This window comes from Bacteroidia bacterium, assembly GCA_027493955.1.
In the GTDB taxonomy this organism is placed as follows: Bacteria; Bacteroidota; Ignavibacteria; order SZUA-365; family SZUA-365; genus JAOSJT01.
On record JAOSJT010000001.1, the window covers coordinates 2,360,322 to 2,381,671 of the forward strand.

The following is a 21,350-nucleotide window of genomic DNA, read 5'->3' on the forward strand; positions in this document are numbered from 1 at the left end:
CTGAGCAGAGGATGCTGCGATGAATGATCCCGCCTTGACACAGTTCACAAACAGTTTCCGCGACACCGGATTTTTTCTTCTCGCAATGCTGTCCACTGCGGTGGGAGTTCTCCTGATAGCGCAGTTGGGGATGACCGAGGATCCTATGGACTCCTTTTCCTTTGCCTGGACCCTGAGCTGTTTGATTCTCTTTGTGTCGAAGGAACAGATACTCGTCGCTACTGTTGGCAGGCGCATGTATGGCGTTGTGATGCTGGGTTTCGTTTCCGGTACGGTGACCACACTGTTGAATGCGCTTTTCGCAGCGTAGGAGAATCAAACGGAACGGACCCTCGCCCGGTGCGTGACGTTTGGCAGGATGCAGAAAGGTAGTCCGGTCAGACAGCAGGGGTAACGAGGAGCGAACCGAAGGAAAAGCGTTCCGGCTTGAACTCCAGCGATCTCACGATATTCTGTCGTCCGCGTCACAACGTGAAACGGTGCGTACGGGATTCTGGCGGTTTAATCCGTATTCTTTACCAGGCGCGCACCGAAGGCGCCATCCATGCGATGGCGATGGGGGAACGTGACAAGAAAACCGTGCTCGTCCACGACGCGCGGCGGCAAATACTGATCGGCGCGGTCGATGGTAAATTCCGGATGGTTGGAGAGAAATTCGAACACGATGTCGTGATTTTCCTCGGGTTCAACGGTGCAGGTGCTGTACACCAGTACCCCGCCGGGTTTTACCAGCGAGGCGGAATGTTCCAGGATTGCGCGCTGAATGGCGATCAGTTTCCGAATATCCTCCGCTTCACGCTTCCATTTAATATCCGGCTTCTTGCTCAACACGCCCAGTCCGGAACAGGGGACATCCGCAAGCACCTTGTCGGCCGCTTCCAACGCGATGGTGGAAGCATCTCCCTCTACGGTCTCCAGTATGGTAATACCGGTGCGTTCGGCTGCCTGCCGTACGAGATTCAATCTGGTCTCATACTTGTCCACGGCGACGATTCGACCCTGATTTTTCATCAGTTCTCCGGCATGGATGGCTTTCCCTCCCGGAGCGGAGCAGAGATCGATGACCGTCTCACCAGGTTGCGGCGCGAGCAATTCGCCGACAAGACCGGCACTTTCATCCTGTATCGAAAACATACCGTCTGTGAAGAGCGCACTTTGTTTTATATTGGGCAGGTTTCGGACGGTAAGATACTCCCGCATATAGAAACAGCGACGGTAATCGATGCCGGCTTCCACGAGGTGATTGACAAAGCCCTGATAGTCGTTTTTCAGAGGGTTGGGGCGCATTGTCAGGAAAGGCCGCATATTGTTCGCTTTGCAGAGCGATTCTGTTTCCTCGAATCCGTAGCGCGCGTGCCAGCGCTTGATCATCCAGGCGGGATGCGAGTGGACGACGGAGAGATACTGTACCTCGTCTACAGACGCGAGCGGATAGCGGATGTTGTCCACATTCCTGGCAATGTTTCGGAGAAGGCCGTTCATCGTATCCGCCAGGCGCTGGCCCCGGTATTTCTTCACGAATTCCACCGCCTCGTTCACGGCTGCGTGATGCGGGATACGTGTGAGGAACAGAATCTGATAGAGCGCCACACGTAAGGCGCTGCGCACATTGGGAGCGACTTTGGAGTACTGTCCGTGATAAAACCCGGTGAGAACCCAGTCCAGCTTGGACTGATTGCGGAGTACGCCATGCACAAGCTCACTGAGAAGACGTTTATCCGGGGGATTCAGATCGCCGTCATTCAACTCGATGTCCAGGAGTTTGTCGAGGTACGCGTCGGTCCGCTCGACCCTGGTAAGAATTTTCACGGCGATGCCGCGAACACCGACGTACAACGGTGGCAGTGATTGTGTTTCGTTATTCATGGTCGTTGAGGTTCATTTCAATGAGTGAAAAGGTGTTCGCGTTGTCCTGCGGTAAGGACGTAGACGTCCCGCAGCAGTCGCCGTTCCGCATCAGTCAGTACCTGGCTCCGACGTTGCATGACGATATGTGCGGTGGAAGCACAGCGATCGAATGCGTGTTCGACAAGGCCATCGGCACCTCCCCAGGTAAAACTGGGTATGGCTTTCGGAGGGAAATCTCCTCCGAAGATATTGCAGCCAACGCCGACAACGGTACCGGTATTGAACATGGTGTTGATGCCGCACTTGCTGTGCTCGGCCATAATGGTCCCGAGAAAGCGCAGTCCCGTCTGATATTCCCGGCCTTCAAGCACGGCCCGTATATCCGAATAATTATTCTTTAAATCGCTCGTGTTCGTATCCGCTCCCAGGTTGGTCCAGGACGCGAAATACGAATGTCCGACGAAGCCATCGTGCTGCTTGTTCGCGAAAGAGTGGAAGATGCTTCCTTCCACTTCCCCGCCTATCTTGCAGTGGGGGCCGATGGACGTGCCCTCGTACAGCTTCGCACCAACTTTGATTGTCGTGCCGTTCCCAATATACAGGGGACCCAGTAGCACGCTTTGCGGCATAATATGCGCTTGCGGACCGATAACCACCGGTCCCTCGCTGGCGTCCAGCACGGAACCCGCACGGATCCGCGCTCCGGGGCCGATGCGAATCTCGTCGGGATTGACCAGAATGACGGAGGGATGAACTTCCGCGCTTACATCGATCCCCGGCTGCATCCATGTGGCATCCTCTCTCAGCAATGCGCTGTTCATGTGAATAAGATCCCAGGGAAAGCGGTACATCCGTGCAGGATACTCCCGTATCACCGATACACGCGCGACAGGTTCTGGTACCAGTCCCGCGGCAAGCTCCTGACGCAGCATACCGGTTTTCAACCAGGATTCGATGACGTTGCGAAATTCCTCTGTCTCGACCACCGCCGCTACGACGGAGTGGTCATTCAATATGAGAGCGTCACTTCCGCGGGATTTGTTCAGAAGCAGGGCAAGCTCCTGATCAAGAATCGTACGCCCGTTGAGATACAACCAGGCATCCCGCGCTTCATTGACGTGCAGCCCCGAACGCTCACGCATGACATCGACCAGGCCCAGACGAACCAGCAGGCATGTCTCTTCCTCACGAAAATGATTCTGCACACGCTGCCTCGCGGTGAATATCCCGGACCGCAGATCGAAATCGGCCTGCAGGTGCGTAAGCGGCAACAATGATGCAATCGAAAAATCTTCGAACAGACAGATAGACATTTCCAATCCTCTACGTGACCAAGAAATGTACGATTCTGAAAAGGCAATGACAAGAGTTGATGAAATTCACAGGTGTCCGGAAGAAATCACGCTCAGCAACCTGACCGTAGCAATTCGATGCGGCGCCTGATAAATGCGTTTTCAGATGATCTCGACGAAGAGCTTATCAGGTGGTAAGCAAGTATTGTTCGCTGACATCCTGACTGGATGCGCGAAGCGGCGCTCTGTCATTTTTCTTTGATCAGAAACCCGGACATCCTGGACCGAGCCACGCTGGGTTCTTCATCATCGCATCGAGAAATCCTCGTAACGCAAGACAGCCCTGAGGATACGCCCGACTGAAACACCGTTGACGTTCGCTCGTCCTATGCGGCAGTGAAGCGGACAGATTCGTTGTGACCTAGGTGCATCGACAGATTGTCGACGCGGATTCAACGAGCGTTCAAAAACGGCTTTGCGTGCTGACGGGATGGAGTGGTGAGGAGAAGCATGTATGCACCATCGTGCAGCGCGGTGGTAGGGAAGGTGATCGTGAATTGTCCTGGCTCTCTGTAGGATTCGTCGATGACAGACAACCTTCTTCCCAGAGCATCGTGCAGTGCCAACGAATGTATGCCGCGCTCAATCGCTGCGCAGGTGATGACCGTAAACGACTGCGCCGGGTTCGGATAGACGGACTCGATCCCGGATCGCACACGGCCATCAAACAGTCTGTTTCCTCCCTCCCGGCAAACGCCATCGAGATGGAATAGTCCGTCTTTCAGGTGGATTTCAGTCTCTTGTCCTTCGATCGTAACTTCGCTCAAAGCCAGCACAGCAGATTCAGCGAAGCCGAGTGTCACCAGAAATGGGTAAACACTGACATGATCGGCTGCGAGGGCAGGGATTTCCATGGACAAGGGGATGCGTCGCACCTCCCCATCCACGGCACCGAACGGTGCCATGATGGGAACCAGCAATGATGTGGGCACATTCAGCATGGCGCGCACCCGAATAATGCTCTCAACCATTGCGGGATCCTCGATCTCCGTGACCACGCGCAGGAGCACCGTGTCCCCGGCGCTTCCCGCCGCATCCTCCACACGCAATCTGGCGGACCGTGGTATTCGTCGGAGAGACAGAAGGACGTTTCGATCCGCACAGATTGAACTGGTTACGATAGTGAGTACGGCTTCATATAGTCCCGCATCCAAAGGATCAACACTCTCGATCACAACAGAAGCGGACTTCGCGGGGAAGAGCGTGCTGTCCGAAATGGATTGTACACGAAAGGGACTGCCTGGCCCGATATCCGCCCGCTGGATTCGGATCACTCTATCCGAAGGATTGGTAAGCTGAAATCGTCGCTGCGCGGGAAATTGCGAAGGTGTCAGTGCGCCAAAAGCGAGTTCATTTTCCACTTCAAGAAATGCGGTATCTGTTTCTGCTGTGAATGGCAGGAGGAGTTCCGCACTGCAGGAAACTGCGTAGGCTCTGAGTGTCGTGTGACCGCTTACGTGGCCACGATACATCGAAGGTGCCAGCACGTACCGAAGTCGTTGGCGTTGCCCCGGCGACAATTGAAGTGGAAATTCTACCGGACCGGGCTCCTCCAACCTCACATCGGGGTCAGAAATATCCGGCGCTTCAAGCCACAGCACCTGCGTGCCATCATTGTGGACGACGGCATCGGCAAAGCTCATACGACCTCCGCACATGTCTACCGTACCGAAGTGGAGTTCTGCTTGCTCGAATGCGACACTGAAGCTGTCGATCTGCCCCTTCACGATGATGTCATGGGAAAACACAGGCAGGGACAAGTCATCCGTATGGAGTCGCAGGGTATCAACATAGCTCCCAGCCGGGCGCCGTGCATTCGCGGGGCGTAGAAAAATCATCATGGTGCCTTGCGCTGGAATGGTCCACGGTGTGGATCGTTCTGCTTCAGGAATGTAAAAACCGTCTCCTCCAAAGACTTCAATCTCCCGGATCAGCAGCGGTGATTCTGCGCCATTCCGGATGACGAGCGTATCGACACGGGCCGTGTCGCATGCCAAGGGGTCGAATGACACAGTGTCCGGGGCCGTCAGCTTGCGACCTGCCTCGATATTGTGAAATATGTTGGCTGCGGCCGGTGACATGACAAATCGGGGGGATGATAGATACCAGTCAACATGCGGCGATGGATTCTCCTGTACAGCAACGAGATAGTAGAGCTGATCGTTGCCGGGTAATTCAAGTGCGATGGACCATCGGGTATTCTGATACTCGAAAACCGTTGCTATGTGCGTCCAGGGCATGGAGGAGGACTTCAGATACAGGCGTACGCGGTTGCCATCGCCGGTTCCCGTGAGGATAAATGATGACCGTTTGATGCTCCTGGATGTATCGGTGCTCGGCCCGGAGTATGATGCACTTCCTGGCGGTACAATAGTACCATACCCTATTTCGCCATCGAATCGCAACCTCCCTGCGCCGACATTCAAGGAGTCGCTTCCGTTTACGACCGAGAGTATTGATACAACGGAGCTTTGCTTACTCGCCAGATGTATGCTTCCACCAGAACCACTTCCTCCAACGGATTCGGGATTCCCTGAAGCCTCCCTGCCACCGCGTGCAAACATCGATATGCCCTCGATTCGAGAGGCATACACCCTTACACCTCCCCCACCACCACCGCCCGCACCACTGCACCCTGAATGAGTAGTGGGCGTACCGCCGGCACCGCCTGACCCACCGGCAAGCGGAACTAATTGTGTACTTCCATGGCGCCGGCCATGCTGTGTCTCCTCCACGGGGCCACCATCCTGTCCGTTGCCTCCATTCCCTGACACGTGCCCTTGAGGAACTCCGCTTCCGCCTCCCCGCCCTCCTGCAACAAGCCCGGTGGTGGAGTCGCTGTCTGAGCCTGATTGTCCGAATGGATGGCCAGTCCCTCCCCCGGAGTTTCCAAAGCTGTTTGAATATCCCGGTTGCTGCCCATTAAGCGACACACCGTCATTTCCCTTTGCTGATCCTGATCCGCTTGCATGCGTTGTATACACACCGAGCGTATGACCAATCATTCGTCCGCCTCGTCCACCTGCAGTGAATCCGTCACCCCCTTGGTAGCCCGATGAGTCGTTATAGCAAAAGATCCCACCGCCGCCGCCGCCACCCGGTCCCCCATGTTTCCCCATAGCGGAAGCGTCAATAGAGGAATGAGCATCCCCTCGCAATTCTCCCCGAATCATCAGCACCGCCGGTAAAAGGCCCTGATTTCCCGCAATGGTGCTGTCGCAGTCCTCGGTGGAGAATCGCACACGCGCATCGCTGAGGGTGAGGGATTCGAAAACGAACGCACCTCGGGGCGAACGTATTCCGTGCGCTCCATCGCCAAGCACGACATCGCCGCGCAGATGCAATGCTGGATGGGCCCGTACTATGCGGAAAAGAATGACATTTGACGGTATGCCGTTCCGGATCAATCTGAGCGGAATAATGTCTTCTGGGGCGGCTTCCCGCCAATCATGAGTAGACGCTCTGACGAACGGTGGGACAAAAATCTGCGAGGAAAACATCCGTCCACCCCAGGAGACAATGACCGGTCCGATGATGATACGGTGAGAGTCGGATGCCTCGACACATTCAAGGCGCACAGCGCTCCCCTGTGTATTGAGATACAGGCCGTCCGGTCCGAAATTCCCGATCCGGTCAGCAGGTCCTATCCCCTCGATATATGTCGCCATCCCGGGCGTTCCGATATCCGGAATGATGTACGAGACCTCCTGCGCCCGAACTGCTCCAAAGCCGAATATGGACGCAAGAATGCAGCAATAGACGATACTATGAGAGCTTCTCTGGAGTGATAACATCGTAACTCTTCTCGTCTAGGAGTTGGGATAAACCTTACTCTCGATAGGTACGGAGATGCCCGGCAAGAATGATATCATCCAATGCGAGGAGTTCAACACTCTGCAGGGGTGCGTTGACGCCGACATTTCCGTCGCTGGGCCAACGTATCGTGGTTGGCCAAGTCAGCGAATGACCGTCCGGATTCCGAATCACCAGGATCAACCGCTGTCCCGGAAGTGTATTGCGAAATGATAATTCGACCGGTCCGGAAATGTGAAGATCTATGACATTCGACGCCTCCCAATCTATGATCGCCACACCCTCCGCTCTCAGGGTTACCGCTCTGCTGACCATCCTTCTGACGCTTATTATTTGTCCATGTACCTGGAGACGTGTGAAATCCGGTGATGGATCAAGGGAGAATTCTATCTGCGGATTACCACTCCCTGCATCTGTGCGCCCGTGATGAAGAGTGATATGGTCGAATGCCCAGCTTTTCGAAACACCGGCTCCGCTTTCACGATCAATCGCACTTTTCATTCGACGCACAAATGCTCCATTCTTTGCGCGGATGTCCATATTGTGTTCGAACCAACCATGATAATCGTATTCGAAATTCAGCCACATACCCCCGTCGGTTGTGTCCTGCCCAAGAATGTTCCATCCGAGATAGCTGACCGTATTGGATCGCCCCATCGTACCTTCTTGTGGATAATCCCGGAGATAGAGTCCAAATACAGGGGATGGTTCACGGCCCGCAGAAAAGGACAGCGGAGAGCAATTGTGCATTTCCGGCAGGAACAATCCTTGTGTCTGCTTCGCTTCTGTGGGCTCATCCATTTGCTGAGATGCCAGCGGTTGTGCTGCGATAACCATGTTTAGAAAGAACAGAGCCGCGACGGGCGCTGTGTGTCGGGAGATGATGCATGTGGCGTGCTCCAGGTAAGCCATCCACCGCGGCGAAGCAAGAATCAGCACCATGACCTCGCACTTTCTCACTGTAATAGAATTGTACAGGGATGGAGCAGATACGCCCAGTACCCTCGGCCCGGTTCAATGACCTGCGCCTGGCGGTATTGTCCGGATATATATTCATAGATGCTACCGGGTAGAATTGCTCCGGATGGGATTGTCGCGATGTTGGACACGGGAACCACCCGGCTGATTGACCCAAGCATGTACCAGCGTCCGCCGTCCGGTGCTTGCAGCTGTACGGATTGAATCGGTGTTCCGGCAAATGGTATGGAGGTCGGCGACAGGAGATACACCCAATAACCGGGGCCGTTCCGAAGATCGCTCGCCGCCTGATACTGATTCGATTCGAAGCTCCACAGATTGCCGACAACATCGGGGAAATAGAAGGACGCCTGCGTTCTGGCAGCGGAATACGGCAATGACACCATATTCCAACCCGATTCGAAAGGCACGATGTACGGCTGCCGGTAACGGGCGAGACGTGATGCCGGCCTTTGTCCGGCGGTTAAAAAATCGCCACCGATGTACAGACCGCTGTCGCTTTCGGCCAAAACACGCACAGTCGTATCAGTCCCTGACCCGGTGCCCAGCCAGGAATTGCCATTCCAGAAGGCAACCTTCCCCGAAGGGATTCCCGCCGCCGCGGTGAATTCGCCTGCAACAGCTAACAGCGTATCATAACGCGTGATGCTCAGTACCGAACCATTGACGCCCGCACCCGGGCTTGACCACACTGATCCATTCCATCGGGAAAGAAACGGCATGCTCAGTCCATTCAACACCGTGAAGCGCCCGCCGACGTACAACAGCGAATCCGCAGAGCAGAGGGATTGCACAGTACCGTTCGTGGCATTGCTCATCGAGAACCATTGGCTGCCGTTCCATCGCGCGAGATTCTGCGCGGGAGTTCCACCTGCCGAGGAAAACGAACCACCGGCAAACAGCGATCCCTGATGTGATGCGAGAGCGAACACCCGGCCATTGATTCCGCTCCCAAATGCGGACCATGTGCTCCCGTTCCAACGTGCGACGCCGTTCGCAGAAACCGAGCCCGCTGATGTGAACAATCCCCCGGCAACAAGTGTCGATGCATGAATCTCCAGCACATCGACTGCGCTGTTCATTCCGTCTGCCAACCCATGCCAGGCGCTACCGTCCCAGCGCGCAATGCGATTCATCGGCGCTGAACCCGACCGCGTAAAGGCACCGCCTGCATACAGCGATCCGTTGAGTATCTTCAAAGTGAACACGCTGGAATTGAAGCCATGACCAAGAGCCAGCCAGCGGCTTCCATTCCATGAAGCGATAAACTGGGCGTCCGTCCCGCCGATGGAGGTAAAATCACCACCGACGAACAGTGCCGTATCGGACACGGCGATGGCGCGAATGCCACCGTTGGCACCGATGCCGAAGGGAAACCATGCCGTACCGCGCAACACTGTTACATTCGACGTGCCAAAGTTTCCCGCATGCGCGAAAATGCCCGCCGCGACCAGCTTATCACCATACGACGCAAGCGCATGGACCGCACCATCCATCCCTCCATCTATTGCGGCCCAGGACGTCCCATTCCACTCCGCGATGCGTGATCGTGGCTGACCACCGATGCTGGTAAACAGACCGGCCGCAACGAGTCTCCCGTCATAGTAGTGCAGAGCATTCACCTCGTCATTCGCACCTCCGGCGAATTCCTGCCACGATCCAGCGTTCGCTCGGGCCAGATACCGTGCTCCGGACAAGGGGCTTATATAGAACGAACCGCCTATGACAATATTCGATCCTTCAACGGCAAGAGCCGACACGGTGCCAAAGAAATAGCTGGCAAAAGTCTGCCACCGTGCGCCGTTCCACATCTGCACGCCGCCGCTGAATCCCCCGCCGATATACAATGCACTGTCCGTCGTAACGATACACCGTACTTCCGCGTTCGTACCGGTCGCGAGAGGCGACCACTGCCCGTTCGCGTACTTGGCTATGTTATTCACGATGATGCCGCCGCCTATCGCGAAGAATCCACCAATCACCACACTGTCCTTCCACATCCCGAGCGCGCGCACTGTGCCGACAACACCGTCGGACAACGCAGACCAATTGTTGCCGCTCCATCGGGCCACACCCTTGACGAGTACTCCACCCGCCCGGTTGAAGCTTCCCCCCGCGTAGACGGCATCGGCTGTCGCCAGAAGTGCATAGACCGTGCTGTCTGCCCCGCTGCCAAGCGCTGTCCAGTTCTCACCATCCCATCGTGCGATGTTCTTTGCCCTCACACCACCGACTGTCGTGAAATCACCACCGATGAAAATCTCCTCTCCCCGGACCGCAACCGCATGCACGACCCCGTTCGTCCCCGGCAAGGCATAGCCGTCCGCCCAGCCTATATCGAAACCTTGGCTGTGGAGCGAGTCCGGGAAAATCGCGAGACATGCGAGGAATATGATTGCTCGCAGACCGACGCAACCTCGATGCTGCGTCGGCGTGGCTCCACTTGCGAAATGACGGTCCATCTCTACACGATCACTGCATGTACATCATTTTTCTCGAGAATCGGGTCCGCGCGGTGTACAAGGTGTACAAATACACACCGGACGCCAGCCGCTCGCCGCCACTACCGAGTGCATTCCACTCAACGGAATGCCGGCCGGCTTCGGCCCAGCCTGAATACAGTGTGGCGACCTCGTCGCCCGCCTGATTGTACACAACGAGGCGCACATTGCCAGCCGAGGGCAGGTTGAATTGAATGCGAGTAGAGGGATTGAACGGATTCGGGTAGTTCTGTCCGAGTTCATATCTCGGCAGATCAATCGCCTCCTCCACCGGGTTGGGTGATCCATACACGATGGACGCTTCAACGTCGGTAATGGGATTGTTGTCTTCTTTTGCCACGATAAGCTTTTTGAAACTCACTTGCAGAGGATTGGCAATGTCGAACAACATCTCGATTACCAGTCTGTTGCCGGGCGACACCACGCTGCCGCTCGAAAGATCCGCAGCAATGATGCGGAGCACGTTGTTCGAATAACCTTTTGATCCGGGTCCCCAGATTGTGTTTACTTTTGCGGTATCCGGTACCGAGGGAATATTACTCAGTTCGAGTTGTATACCTTTTACGTTGAGCGTATTCTCCATGCGCACAACCACCCCACGCTTGGTGACATACACCGTGATCTTCGCCTGCGCCTGTACATCCGTCGACTTCGCGGCGCTGCGCACATTTTCTGACGGCGCGGAAAGTTGTATGCCGTTCGGATACTGTCCGTCGAGTATAACCTGTTGTGTCATTGCCAAATCCTTCACGTCTATCGATTCATCACCCAAGGGCCATGGAGCAATGTCGGCCCGCAGCAGCGCATCGCCCTGGAACGTTGCCTTGCCGAGTATGACATGCATAATGCTCAGGAGATCGTTGATGTTCACTTCATCGTCAAAATTCACATCGGCCTTTTCCACCGTGTTGCGAAGCACGATTGTTTGCATCCCACCCGCCGCGAGCCCGGCGTCCGTCCCTCCGACGAGCGAGCCGACCACATCGAAGATCTCCAGCCGGGTTTCGTGCGGACCCGGATTGCTGACGTCGACGGCGTCGTACGTGAATCGGATGAGGCCGTGCAGAGCGGCCGGTTCCAGCACCGCATCATCCTGACCGAGTATCACCACCGAAACAGTGTCGTTGGTGGAGAGATCAGGCAGCACGGTGCTTCGCTGAATATTCGTCATACACAACCAGCGTGGGTCGTTTTTGAGCAACGGATCGAGCTCCACGCCGGTGATGCGTATCCTGCCGTTCAGGTTGCGCACACGAAATTGCAGCGCTTTGAGCGGACCACCCTCATAGCCGTACAGTCCGATACTGTCGATAAAGCCGCGCGAGTTGTCCATACGCGTCCGTTCCGGGGACTCGAACGCAACGGCGCCTCCCTGCGACGCGTTGCGTGCGCCGCCGCCTGCGATCGCCGTAAATTCAGTGCCGGAGAGCAGCACAAGCGCCGCGATAATGAACCATTGTGGTGAAATGCTGTACATGGCAATCCTCTGTCGTGAAAATGCGTTCATGGTTGCGGGAGCGGGTCGGCCGTCAATGCCGCGCGATGATATGCAGAACCTGCGTGCCGCGTTCGTGGACAATGGTTTCATTACGAATCCGCATATCCGCTACGAGGAGCTTGTCGTCGGACGTCCGGAGCTCCAGCGCAATGAAGCGCGATGCGTCCGTCAGCGACCAGGTGAATTTCAACGGATAGCCCTCGTTCATTGGCTGATAGCGGACCACGAAGGTATCGATGCGGCCGGCGGCGGTACTCCGTATATCGCGGTAGGCACCTGTGTTGGGCACGCGCTTCACTCCCGGCGGATCGAGAAAACGAAAATCGAAGGCCATTTCGAATGGAACAGGTGGCACGGCGCCTTCGCCGAGTTCCCACTCGTACCCCGGCGTGCCGGCTTCGTGATAGCCCAGCAGCAGCGTGTGCTGCATCCCGTTGGCGTCCTCTACCGTGAAGCGAAGTGAATCAGCAAGCGGCACCTGCACCGGCTGCGCAACGGATACGGCGGCACTCAGAACGAAGAGCGGCAGGAGCGCGACGAGGGTGGAAATCAGTTTCATGTGTTCGATCACCGTAGCAACATCATCGAGCGTGAGAGTACTGTCGCTCCGCTTTGAAGCACGAGCACATAGCTTCCGCTCGGAAGTCCGCTCGCGTCAAACCGCAGCGTATGCCTCCCCGCTTCCCACATGCCGTTACCGAGAACGGCAACCTGCGCTCCGAGTACATTGTACACGGCGATACGCACGGCAGCGGTTTGCGGCAGTGTGAAAGCTATCGTCGTCGTCGGATTAAAGGGATTGGGGTAATTTTGCTCGAGTGCGAGATCGGCCGCCACAGGACTGTAACCGACACTCACGAGCCGTGCGCCTTCCTTGATGATGATAACCGAGGGAGATCCAAATGGCGGTATCGTGACCATCGTATCTGTTATCATGTTCGTTTCCGGCCAATCTGTACCCGACTGCGGTTTGATGGTCCATTTCGTGGCATAGCTGGAAAGACCCTCCGGCCAAGAGATGATCACGTTCTCGGTCTCAAGTAAATCACCGGAAAAACGGATGCGGAATGAATCGATTTGCGCCGCGTCGACATACCCTCGAAAATCGCGATTCGTCCCTGTACCGAGTCCTGTGGGAAACGTAGCCACGCGTCCAGGCAGTGAAATAAATCGCGCGTCGAAATTGAACGGGGGAGGCGGAAGCGGCGGCATCATGCCTTCCTGGAACTCACCGAAGCTGTCGTCATGATCGATGCCAACGGTGTTGCCGGGATTGACGCCGATGAACAGCGTATCGCCGATATTGCCGCAGCGGACAAAAACCGGGACCTTGAACGATACCTGTGCCGAAAGAGGCGCGGCGAAAGCAATCAGTAGAAGAAGCGGTAGAATGAAGCGTCGCATGATTTCCTCATATGTGAGCGTTTAATAAGCGTTTTATTGAGCGCCTGACCCGCGCGGGTTAACGCGCGGGTCAGGCGCTGTGTCGTCTATGTGAAGCGGATTACTTCGTCAGCATCATGCTGCGGACGGCGGAGAAACCGTCGGCGGACAGACGATAGAAGTACACACCGGAGGTCACCGCGGCGCCGTTGGCGTCCGTGCCGTCCCATGTGATCGAATGCGTACCGGCTTCGACGGTGCCGGATTGCAGGTTGCGGACTTCCATGCCCACGCTGTTGAAGATGCTTAGGCGAACCTGCGTGGAGACGGGTACCGTGTAGCTGATCGTGGTCGACGGATTGAATGGATTCGGATAGCTCTGCTCGAGGGCGAAGGCATCCGGAGCGGTGGCGGCACGCTTCACAAGCACGACTTCCACATCCATCGCGTTGTTCTGCGCATCGGCAACGGTCATATTGGCGACGTTCAGCGCGGCCACGTCCACGGAAGCGACGGGGATGCTGAAGAGCTGCGCGTTCATGACGCCGTTGGAGTTGTAATACAGCACGCGGTCGTTGCGGCCGCTGAGGACGGTACCGTTATCGGAAGATCCGATTCCGGCGATTCCGGCGCCCTGAAGATCAAACTGCACACCCTTGACCGGAACCACTGCTTCGACGCGGGCGTCGAGCTGCGAAGCGCTGACGGTGAGGTACAGCGTTGCGCGGGAAGCGGACTTGCTGGCCGAGTTGCGGTTGCCCGTGAAGGGAAGCGGCGTACCATCGGGGAACTCGCCGTTCAGAATCATGGACTGGAGAAGCGCAACGTCCGTTGCGTCGAGATTGCCATCACCGGCGGGCCAAGGAGCGACGTCGGCACGGATGAATTCCGAGCCCTGGAGCGTGATGCGATCGAGGATGTGATCGATAACCTGGAGAAGGTCAAGAATGTCAATGAAACCGTCGGCATTGGCATCGCCCTTCTGACCGACACCAAGATCGGTGATCAGGATCTGCTGGGGATTGGATGTGCATGCGGTAACCTGCGCATTTTCTCCAAGCGTGGTCGAGCCGATTATTTCGGTGAGTTCCATCGTCGTGCTCGCATCAAGCGGAGTATTGGTCGTCGCATACTGGAAGTAAGCGATGTCCGTGGCGCCGCTGAAGGCATCGATGGAATCCGTCACACCGAGGATCACGAGGCGAATGGTATCGATGCTTGCGAAGGTCAGCGGATCGATGGGACCGCGACCGATTTCGTATTGGAATATCCACTTTGCGGGGTCGGCAATGCGGGCGCCGCGTGCGACGGAAACGAGGCGGCTGGTCGGACCGTTGACAATGCGGAATTGCAGGGAGCGGAGTGCCTTACCAGCATAATCGGAAAGCTGCACAGTGTCCTGAAGGCCGGTGAGAGCATCACCGACATTCTGGCCTTCGCTGCGGAAGCACAGCGTGCCACCCTGCGCGTTGCCGCTGCCGGTGACGTTCACAACCGTCGGGGAACCGGCTGCATTATGCGTGAAGGTGATGCCTGCGCTCTGTGCGCCGGCCGCCAACGGAGCAAACTGCACTTGCAAGGTTGTGCTTTGGCTGGGATTGAGGTTGATCGGAAGAGTCGGGGCGGTCACGAAGGTGAAATCCGTACCCGCGAAGGTGTTGGTAATCGCGGTGATGGTAAGGGCTGCAGACGTACCGGTGTTGGTGATCGTGAGGGTCTGCGTCGCCGTGTTGCCGACATTGACGGAACCGAAAGCGACGGGGCTTGGGCTGACGGAGAAATTCACGGGAGCGGGTGCGAAGGCACCGGTCTTGATGATGATCACATCCAGAGGCGATCCCGAATTCGGACCCGGGATGACCACTGAGGTGTTCGCAATCATGTCTGTGGTCGGGAAAAGTGAACCACTGCGCGGTTTGATTGTCCAGGTCGTACCATAGGACGCGAGATCATTCGGCCAGGAGAGTGTCGCACCGTTGATGTCGAAATCGTCACCCTGCAAGCGGACCATGAAGGAGTCCACCTGGGTGCTGCCGAAATAGTTGCGGTAATCCTTATACGAGCCGGTGGATCCGAGGCCGTCCGGGATCGAGGTTACGCGGCCGGGAAGTGTTCGGAATGTTACATCGAGGACAGGAATACTTGGCGGTGCCGGCGGAGCGGGTGCTTCCTGATATACTCCAAGCCCCGGATCGGTATCGAGACCGACACTGTTGTCCGGGTTGCCGCCTCGCCCGTCACCATTCACTCCAAGGGAAACCGACAGCACGGTCGTGCCACGCGTCACGGTGATCTGCTTCTGGAAGCTTACGCCCTGCGCGAACACCGAAGGTGCAGCCAGCGCGAGCACTATGAGCAGTGAGAGAAATTTCGTTTTCATTCTATGTTGCTCCTGATTGAAAAAGCTATGCTGGAACATTTTGTTGTTTTGGAGATCAGAAATTCTTGGTTACGGTGATGTCCACTGGGAAGCTGCCGCCGGTGATGTACACCCAGTAGCCGCGGCCGGGATTCATCTGATTCACTGTTTCGTACGTGGCGCCATTGTAGCCCCATACGTCGCCGGCAAGAATGCGATTGGAAGGTGTGGTCACAACGTCGGCATCACCATTTGCAGGGGAGATATCACGGACGGTGCCGTTCACACCACCAATGAGGACCCAGCCTTCCTGGTTTACCGTGATCTTGAAGCTGTTAACCGGATTACCCTGCGTGTAGGTCGTGCGGGAAGTCGGCCAGTACGCCCAGTAGGCTGCGCCGGTGCTCACCGTGCCCGTACCAGGGATGCTGTTGTAGCTCGTGCCGTTGAAGCCGTACACTGTCGTACCGACAGTACCGGGGAAGATAGTGTTGACAGTGGAGTCGGTGGCCACGAAGGTCGGGACCGACACGATGTTCCAGCCCGCGTTGTGCAGATTGTAGGTCGCGTTGGCCGGGATGTTGTACACGCGGCTCTGAGGGTCGAATTCCGTCCAGCCGGCAGTCCACTGCGAGCTCAAGGATGCGTTGGGATCAAATGCGCCACGGTAGGCGGTTGCGGTGAAGAAGGGATCGAGACCAGTGAAGTCTGCTCCTGAAGCCAACTCCGAAGTTGTCAGAGGACGCGGGTCGGGATTGGTCAAAGACGACATGCTTTGAAGCCCGAGAGCGTCTGGTTGCCGCGACGCGGCGCTCCAGATATTACCATTGCGATTGAGCCATGCATTGACGTTCGCCTTGTCGACACCGGTGCCACTAGTCTCAACAGAGTCGACTGTCCCGACGAAGGAAGCGAAACTCGTATTACGGACACGAATAAGCTCGTTCGTATAGGAAGGATAGTCGATGGAGTTGTATGTCTCGACATCGCGGAAGGACATGCTGCGCTCGTAACCAAGCACCGCACTGTTGAGAAGATTCTGCTGCGTACCGCGGCGGAACATGAGAGCATAATCAAAGCGCTCACCAGTCGGAATGGTGGTGGCATTTGTGCGTTTGGGACCAACGAGAGTGAAATTCGAGAAGATGGGATTGGTACGCGGACTCGTGGCGTAGCAGGAAGAACTGCCGCAGTTATCCGTTTCGATGGCGCGCGAGTTGTCCGTCGGATCCCAGTAATTCGGATCTTTGAGGCCAAAGCCGAACTGAACCTTTCCGCTATATCCAAAGTCGGTATCGAAACCATCGTCGGTTTCGCCAACCGTTACGAGATATTTCGCATTGACCGTGCCGCCGAAAAATTCGAAGCCGTCGTCGAATGAATACGAGACCTGCACGTGATCGATGGTCGTGCCGCTGCCGACGCCGCCGAGGGTAAGACCGTTGGTTTCGTTGTTCAACTGGAAGCGATACCCTGCGTATTCGATGCGCACGTACTGGAAAGTACCGCTGCTGTGCGTAGGATTCGGGCCGCCGTAGGAACCCGGAACAATACCGCCTTCGATTTGCGGATTGACCTGATTTGTCGGGGCGTTGCCCAGTATCACCACACCGGCCCAGTCGCCGGGACGGCGTTCACCAACCGGCTTCGCACTGGTCATCACGATCGGATTCAGAGCCGTGCCGGTCGCGAGGATCTGCCCACCTCTGGAAATGGTAAGCACGGCTGCCGAATCACCGAGGATCAGCGTGCCGGCGGGGATGGTCAACGTATAGGTTGAATCGACGAAGTAGATACCAGTAAGGATATACACGCTGTCTGCGGTAAGCGTGCGGTTACCTACCTGGTGATAGACGGTCCGGCCCGAACCAACGCCGGGGCCGAGTATTGCTGTCGGCTTGATCTGCGCCATTGCCGTCCCAGCGAGGAGTATCAGCGCTGCGGCAGCCAAAGCGAGTTGAAAACGTTTCATGTTTGTCTCCGTTGTATTATGAAGGGTAGTCAGTTTGTATTGTGTTAATGCATTCAGTTTGGCTCTTTTCGATCAGATCATACACCTCTCCGTTTGGTCCGACAACGCTCCTTCCGCTTTTCCGCGGCGGTCTGCGCGCCGAAACGACGACAGCAGGCCCTGCTCCGCGGAGATCACCAGTATCTTCAGGTCCGATCCGGCGCGTCAACACCGGGCGCTTCATAACGGAGAAACGCATCCGACATCCTCAACACCCCCCCCATCTCCTCTCCTCGCGTCACACATCTGCAATCTACAGCGCCCGTGTTAGGACAAATCTCCGGATGTGTGAGAATTGGGTGCGAACTTCCTTTCAGCCTTACCGTTTCGTAACGCTTCGTTCAACAAATCACAACGAATACGACAGCTTGAAGGAATACACCGATCCGTTCCGTATTCTGCGGTACGGATCTCCGGTGCGCGTTTCGAATACCAGGTCTCGGGGATTCAGATCATGCGCACTGAATTTCATTTCCAGTGCTCCGGTCAACGGCTGCGTGATCGTGAGATCCAGCACACCGCGTTCAAGTTCATACACATCCGATTCACGGTAATCGCCGACGGCATGCATGCGCCTGCCGAAGGAATTGTATTGCAGGCTCAGCGCGGTGCCCAGTGTGGGCTCGCGGAATACGAGGTACAGATTCGCCATGTAAGGCGACTGCCCCTGCATCTCACGCGTTTCGGTGCGGAATTCGTCGATGTATACACCGCCACCCATGTCAACCTTGTATCCCTGAAGGTACTCGATCTCGGAATGCACAATAGTGTAATTGCCGCCGATGATCAGATTGCTCCAGTAGTCGCCCAGAAATCCGGGGACTTTCGGACTTCGAACTCCCAACCGCTGTTCACACCGTGCGGGGAATTGAACCAGGTGCGCTCCGGATTGGAGGAAATGAGGATTTTCATTTCGATCGGATCTTTCATTTCCTTCCTGAACCAGCTCACCGCCAGCACCTCGCCGAGACCGGGGAAGAGTTCCACCCGCGCATCGAGATTCTTCGACAAGGCACGCCTCAGCAACGGATTGCCGAAGGTCCCCTCATATACGCTGTAATCGTAAAAATAGAAGGAGGCCAGCTCGCGAAACTCCGGACGGTTCACGGGTGGCTGTATGCCAGACGCACGTTGATGTCCTCCATCGCCTGCCAGGTGAAATTCATCGATGGCAGCACGTCCACGTTCCGCACCTCCGCCCTGTAGAGTTCGTTCGTAGAAAACGGGCTGAGCGTGTAGACGAGTTGCTCCGAATTCTCAATCCGCGCTCCGCCTGTCATACGGAACCGCTGATTCAGCAGCCTGAACGGCAAATCCAGCATGCCGTAGTAGGCTATGAGCGTGTGTGCTCCCCGATATTTGTCGCGGGCGTCAGAAAGAACGGACATGACGAATTTATCCTTGCCATAATTTTCAGGCGAGAAAATCTCTTCGAGCGGAAGCAGGAGAAGATCGAAATTCCGGCTTCCTCGCTCAAGCTCGGTAAGGAAGAACTTGATGTCATAGTAACGCTCCCGCTTTTCGAAGAGTCCCCCTATCTTGAGCTTCGCCTGCCCGCCGAGCGGCATCATCGCATCGGATCCCACGCTGCGGGAATATTCATCAAGATTGGACCATGCGCGGTCTGCTATCGACAATGCCCAGACATCCTGGTCCACCTCCTGAAAAATGGACTGCTTCCTGTCCGGTTCGTCGGCGATGGACTGCGAGTAGGCCATGCGCCACTCCAGGCTCAATCCGCCAAACGACATCAGCAGGTGTTCGCCCGAAAGCTGCGAAGCGAGCACCGCGCGTTCATCCCACTCCGTGATGCGTATGTCCGAAGGATTGAGGTTGTCGCCGGATACATCCAACCTGGACAGTTTATCTTCGGCCGACTGGTTGAAGCTGTTTCTCAGGCTCACCTTATGGGTACCACCGAACTTGGCACTCATGTTCATTATACCACCCCAGAGCACGCTGAATTTATCCCGCTGCCCGGTACCAGTCAGAATGGTCGTACCGCCCTCGATGTTGTTGTATTCCGTCTCTTCTCTGCTAAACCCGCTGCGGTAGGTGAACGAACCGATGGCGCCGAATTGCGTTCCCTCGCCGAGGAAAAGGCGGTTTCCCAAGGAAATATCGAAAGCACCGTTGAGAGGAGCCTTGGATGATTTTTGCGCCCAGGTATTCGGCAGCGTCTTGCCGATGTCGTAGAGGTTGAGTTTCGTATCGGGAAAGGTCCGGCTGCCGTCGTCATATCCAAGCCAGTCGCTGCCTCCGCCCTGTGATACCAATGCGTCTTTTCCCGTTATTTCGGTGCTCCAGGATCCTGATATTCCGATACGGAACATGGGATTATCCGGAAAATCCAGAGTATTCATCCGCACCAGACCGCCGGTAAAATCTCCCGGTAAATCGGGGGTCGCCGTCTTTGTGACAATGGTATTGTCCACCATATTCGCGGGAATGAGATCGAAGGCGAAACTCTTCTTGTCGACATCGGTATCGGTACTGGTCACGGTGACGCCATTGAGTTGAGTAGCATTATACCTGTCCGTCACGCCACGAACGTAAATGAACTTGTCGCTCATGATCGTGACGCCTGTTACGCGTTTGAGCGCGTCGCTGGTCGTGGCGGCAGGTGAGAGTTTGACCTGCTCGGCGCTGAAGCCGTCACCGATCGTTGATTCGGCTTTGCGCGCCGCGAGAAGCGCACTCTCCGTTGATACCTCCCGCTCCGCCGAGATGACCACCTCGTCGGTGCTGAAAACCTCGGGCGTCAGCGCTACATCGATTTTTCTGCTGTCTCCCGCGGCAAGTTTGATCCCGGTCAAAGTTTTCGACGTGTAACCGACATACGAAAATCTGAGGCTGACGTTTCCCTCGGCCAGTCCCCGGATGATGTATTTCCCGTCGATGTCCGTTGATGCGCCGATACTTGCGCCCACGACCAGCACGCTGGCTCCCACCAGCGCCTCTCCACTTTCGGCATCACGTATTGTGCCGTGAAGGGACACTTTTTGCGCAATCAGGATTTGTGAGCCAATAAGCAGAAGAACAGTTGAAAACAGAAGTATACGTGCCATAATCTGAAGCTTCTTTTGTTAACTGGTGTGCCGAGTGTATCGCACCTACTGTGCCGGTACAGGTGGAATCGATGCTCGTGATCATCGCACAAAAAAACGCGCATCCTACCTCAACGGGGACGCGCGTTCGCAGTGCATTTCCCGCAAAACGCGGGAGTGAACAACATATGGGAGAAAAACGACATCGATCACCAGATGATTTGTTCAACGCGGTCCGTCAAAACCGCTCCCTGCTCAGTGATATCGGAGACCGATATCTGGTACAGCAGGGACGTATAGCAAGTTACCACCGGCAGTGTTAGAACGGTGTTCGAGGAATGTAAATTTTCCGTCGGATTTGTGTGAGCACGAGTGACGAGTACGCAGCCCGCTTGAATCGCACCACTTCAACATTTCCTTGAATTGAAACTACTTCTCCCCTATATTTCTCATGCAAACAGCAGGCTTTGCCTGTGGAGATCACCAGATTCCCTTCGTTTGCAACGAGGCGGTGCGTCAACACCGCCTCATTCTTTCCCGCACGCATTCAACAAACCACC

At 56.0% G+C, this 21,350-nt stretch carries 15 protein-coding genes; 1 reads left to right on the forward strand and 14 read right to left on the reverse strand.

Annotation, left to right across the window (positions count from 1 at the left end):
- Positions 1–19: 19 nt before the first annotated feature.
- Complete coding sequence (locus M5R41_08960; GenBank protein MCZ7556516.1) at positions 20–310, forward strand: hypothetical protein; 291 nt, start codon at positions 20–22, stop codon at positions 308–310.
- 191 nt (positions 311–501) lie between these two features.
- Here the strand turns inward: M5R41_08960 and rsmB are convergent, their stop codons facing one another.
- The 14 genes from rsmB to M5R41_09030 form a co-directional block, all read right to left on the reverse strand.
- Positions 502–1,866 carry a 16S rRNA (cytosine(967)-C(5))-methyltransferase RsmB gene (rsmB, locus tag M5R41_08965; protein MCZ7556517.1) on the reverse strand — a complete coding sequence of 455 codons (1,365 nt, stop codon included), beginning with the start codon at positions 1,864–1,866 and terminating at the stop codon, positions 502–504.
- A 17-nt stretch (positions 1,867–1,883) separates the two neighbouring features.
- Positions 1,884–3,161, reverse strand: a complete 1,278-nt coding sequence (locus M5R41_08970) for a putative sugar nucleotidyl transferase (protein MCZ7556518.1) — start codon at positions 3,159–3,161, stop codon at positions 1,884–1,886.
- Positions 3,162–3,592: 431 nt separating this feature from the next.
- The gene (locus M5R41_08975) at positions 3,593–5,440 is read right to left on the reverse strand and encodes a hypothetical protein (GenBank protein MCZ7556519.1); all 1,848 of its coding nucleotides are present in this window, start codon (positions 5,438–5,440) and stop codon (positions 3,593–3,595) included.
- Positions 5,441–5,889: 449 nt separating this feature from the next.
- The gene (locus M5R41_08980; protein ID MCZ7556520.1) at positions 5,890–6,123 is read right to left on the reverse strand and encodes a hypothetical protein; all 234 of its coding nucleotides are present in this window, start codon (positions 6,121–6,123) and stop codon (positions 5,890–5,892) included.
- A 905-nt stretch (positions 6,124–7,028) separates the two neighbouring features.
- Positions 7,029–7,670: a hypothetical protein gene (locus M5R41_08985; GenBank protein MCZ7556521.1), complete on the reverse strand. Its 642-nt coding sequence runs from the start codon at positions 7,668–7,670 to the stop codon at positions 7,029–7,031.
- Between the two features lie 299 nt (positions 7,671–7,969).
- The gene (locus M5R41_08990) at positions 7,970–10,453 is read right to left on the reverse strand and encodes a hypothetical protein (protein ID MCZ7556522.1); all 2,484 of its coding nucleotides are present in this window, start codon (positions 10,451–10,453) and stop codon (positions 7,970–7,972) included.
- 10 nt (positions 10,454–10,463) lie between these two features.
- Entirely contained in the window at positions 10,464–11,969 is a 1,506-nt protein-coding gene (locus M5R41_08995) for a T9SS type A sorting domain-containing protein (GenBank protein MCZ7556523.1), read from the reverse strand.
- Positions 11,970–12,021: 52 nt separating this feature from the next.
- Entirely contained in the window at positions 12,022–12,549 is a 528-nt protein-coding gene (locus M5R41_09000) for a hypothetical protein (protein MCZ7556524.1), read from the reverse strand.
- An 8-nt stretch (positions 12,550–12,557) separates the two neighbouring features.
- Positions 12,558–13,394: a T9SS type A sorting domain-containing protein gene (locus M5R41_09005; protein MCZ7556525.1), complete on the reverse strand. Its 837-nt coding sequence runs from the start codon at positions 13,392–13,394 to the stop codon at positions 12,558–12,560.
- Positions 13,395–13,494: 100 nt separating this feature from the next.
- Positions 13,495–15,753 carry a choice-of-anchor D domain-containing protein gene (locus M5R41_09010; protein ID MCZ7556526.1) on the reverse strand — a complete coding sequence of 753 codons (2,259 nt, stop codon included), beginning with the start codon at positions 15,751–15,753 and terminating at the stop codon, positions 13,495–13,497.
- Between the two features lie 55 nt (positions 15,754–15,808).
- Entirely contained in the window at positions 15,809–17,704 is a 1,896-nt protein-coding gene (locus M5R41_09015) for a T9SS C-terminal target domain-containing protein (GenBank protein ID MCZ7556527.1), read from the reverse strand.
- 388 nt (positions 17,705–18,092) lie between these two features.
- The gene (locus tag M5R41_09020; GenBank protein MCZ7556528.1) at positions 18,093–18,587 is read right to left on the reverse strand and encodes a hypothetical protein; all 495 of its coding nucleotides are present in this window, start codon (positions 18,585–18,587) and stop codon (positions 18,093–18,095) included.
- Positions 18,530–18,850, reverse strand: coding sequence for a TonB-dependent receptor (locus M5R41_09025; protein MCZ7556529.1), 321 nt, complete (start codon positions 18,848–18,850; stop codon positions 18,530–18,532). The genes M5R41_09020 and M5R41_09025 overlap by 58 nt, the downstream gene beginning before the upstream one ends.
- Positions 18,847–20,811, reverse strand: coding sequence for a carboxypeptidase-like regulatory domain-containing protein (locus M5R41_09030; GenBank protein MCZ7556530.1), 1,965 nt, complete (start codon positions 20,809–20,811; stop codon positions 18,847–18,849). The genes M5R41_09025 and M5R41_09030 overlap by 4 nt, the downstream gene beginning before the upstream one ends.
- Positions 20,812–21,350: the final 539 nt, after the last annotated feature.

Coding starts and splice junctions, on each gene's coding strand:
- M5R41_08990 (MCZ7556522.1), bottom strand. CDS start 10,453: ATGGACCGTCATTTCGCAAGTGGAGCCACGCCGACGCAGCATCGAGGT.
- M5R41_08980 (MCZ7556520.1), bottom strand. CDS start 6,123: ATGGGCAGCAACCGGGATATTCAAACAGCTTTGGAAACTCCGGGGGAG.
- M5R41_08960 (MCZ7556516.1), top strand. CDS start 20: ATGAATGATCCCGCCTTGACACAGTTCACAAACAGTTTCCGCGACACC.
- M5R41_09030 (MCZ7556530.1), bottom strand. CDS start 20,811: ATGGCACGTATACTTCTGTTTTCAACTGTTCTTCTGCTTATTGGCTCA.
- M5R41_09000 (MCZ7556524.1), bottom strand. CDS start 12,549: ATGAAACTGATTTCCACCCTCGTCGCGCTCCTGCCGCTCTTCGTTCTG.
- M5R41_08970 (MCZ7556518.1), bottom strand. CDS start 3,161: ATGTCTATCTGTCTGTTCGAAGATTTTTCGATTGCATCATTGTTGCCG.
- rsmB (MCZ7556517.1), bottom strand. CDS start 1,866: ATGAATAACGAAACACAATCACTGCCACCGTTGTACGTCGGTGTTCGC.
- M5R41_09015 (MCZ7556527.1), bottom strand. CDS start 17,704: ATGAAACGTTTTCAACTCGCTTTGGCTGCCGCAGCGCTGATACTCCTC.
- M5R41_09010 (MCZ7556526.1), bottom strand. CDS start 15,753: ATGAAAACGAAATTTCTCTCACTGCTCATAGTGCTCGCGCTGGCTGCA.
- M5R41_08985 (MCZ7556521.1), bottom strand. CDS start 7,670: ATGGGGCGATCCAATACGGTCAGCTATCTCGGATGGAACATTCTTGGG.
- M5R41_08995 (MCZ7556523.1), bottom strand. CDS start 11,969: ATGTACAGCATTTCACCACAATGGTTCATTATCGCGGCGCTTGTGCTG.
- M5R41_08975 (MCZ7556519.1), bottom strand. CDS start 5,440: ATGCCCTGGACGCACATAGCAACGGTTTTCGAGTATCAGAATACCCGA.
- M5R41_09005 (MCZ7556525.1), bottom strand. CDS start 13,394: ATGCGACGCTTCATTCTACCGCTTCTTCTACTGATTGCTTTCGCCGCG.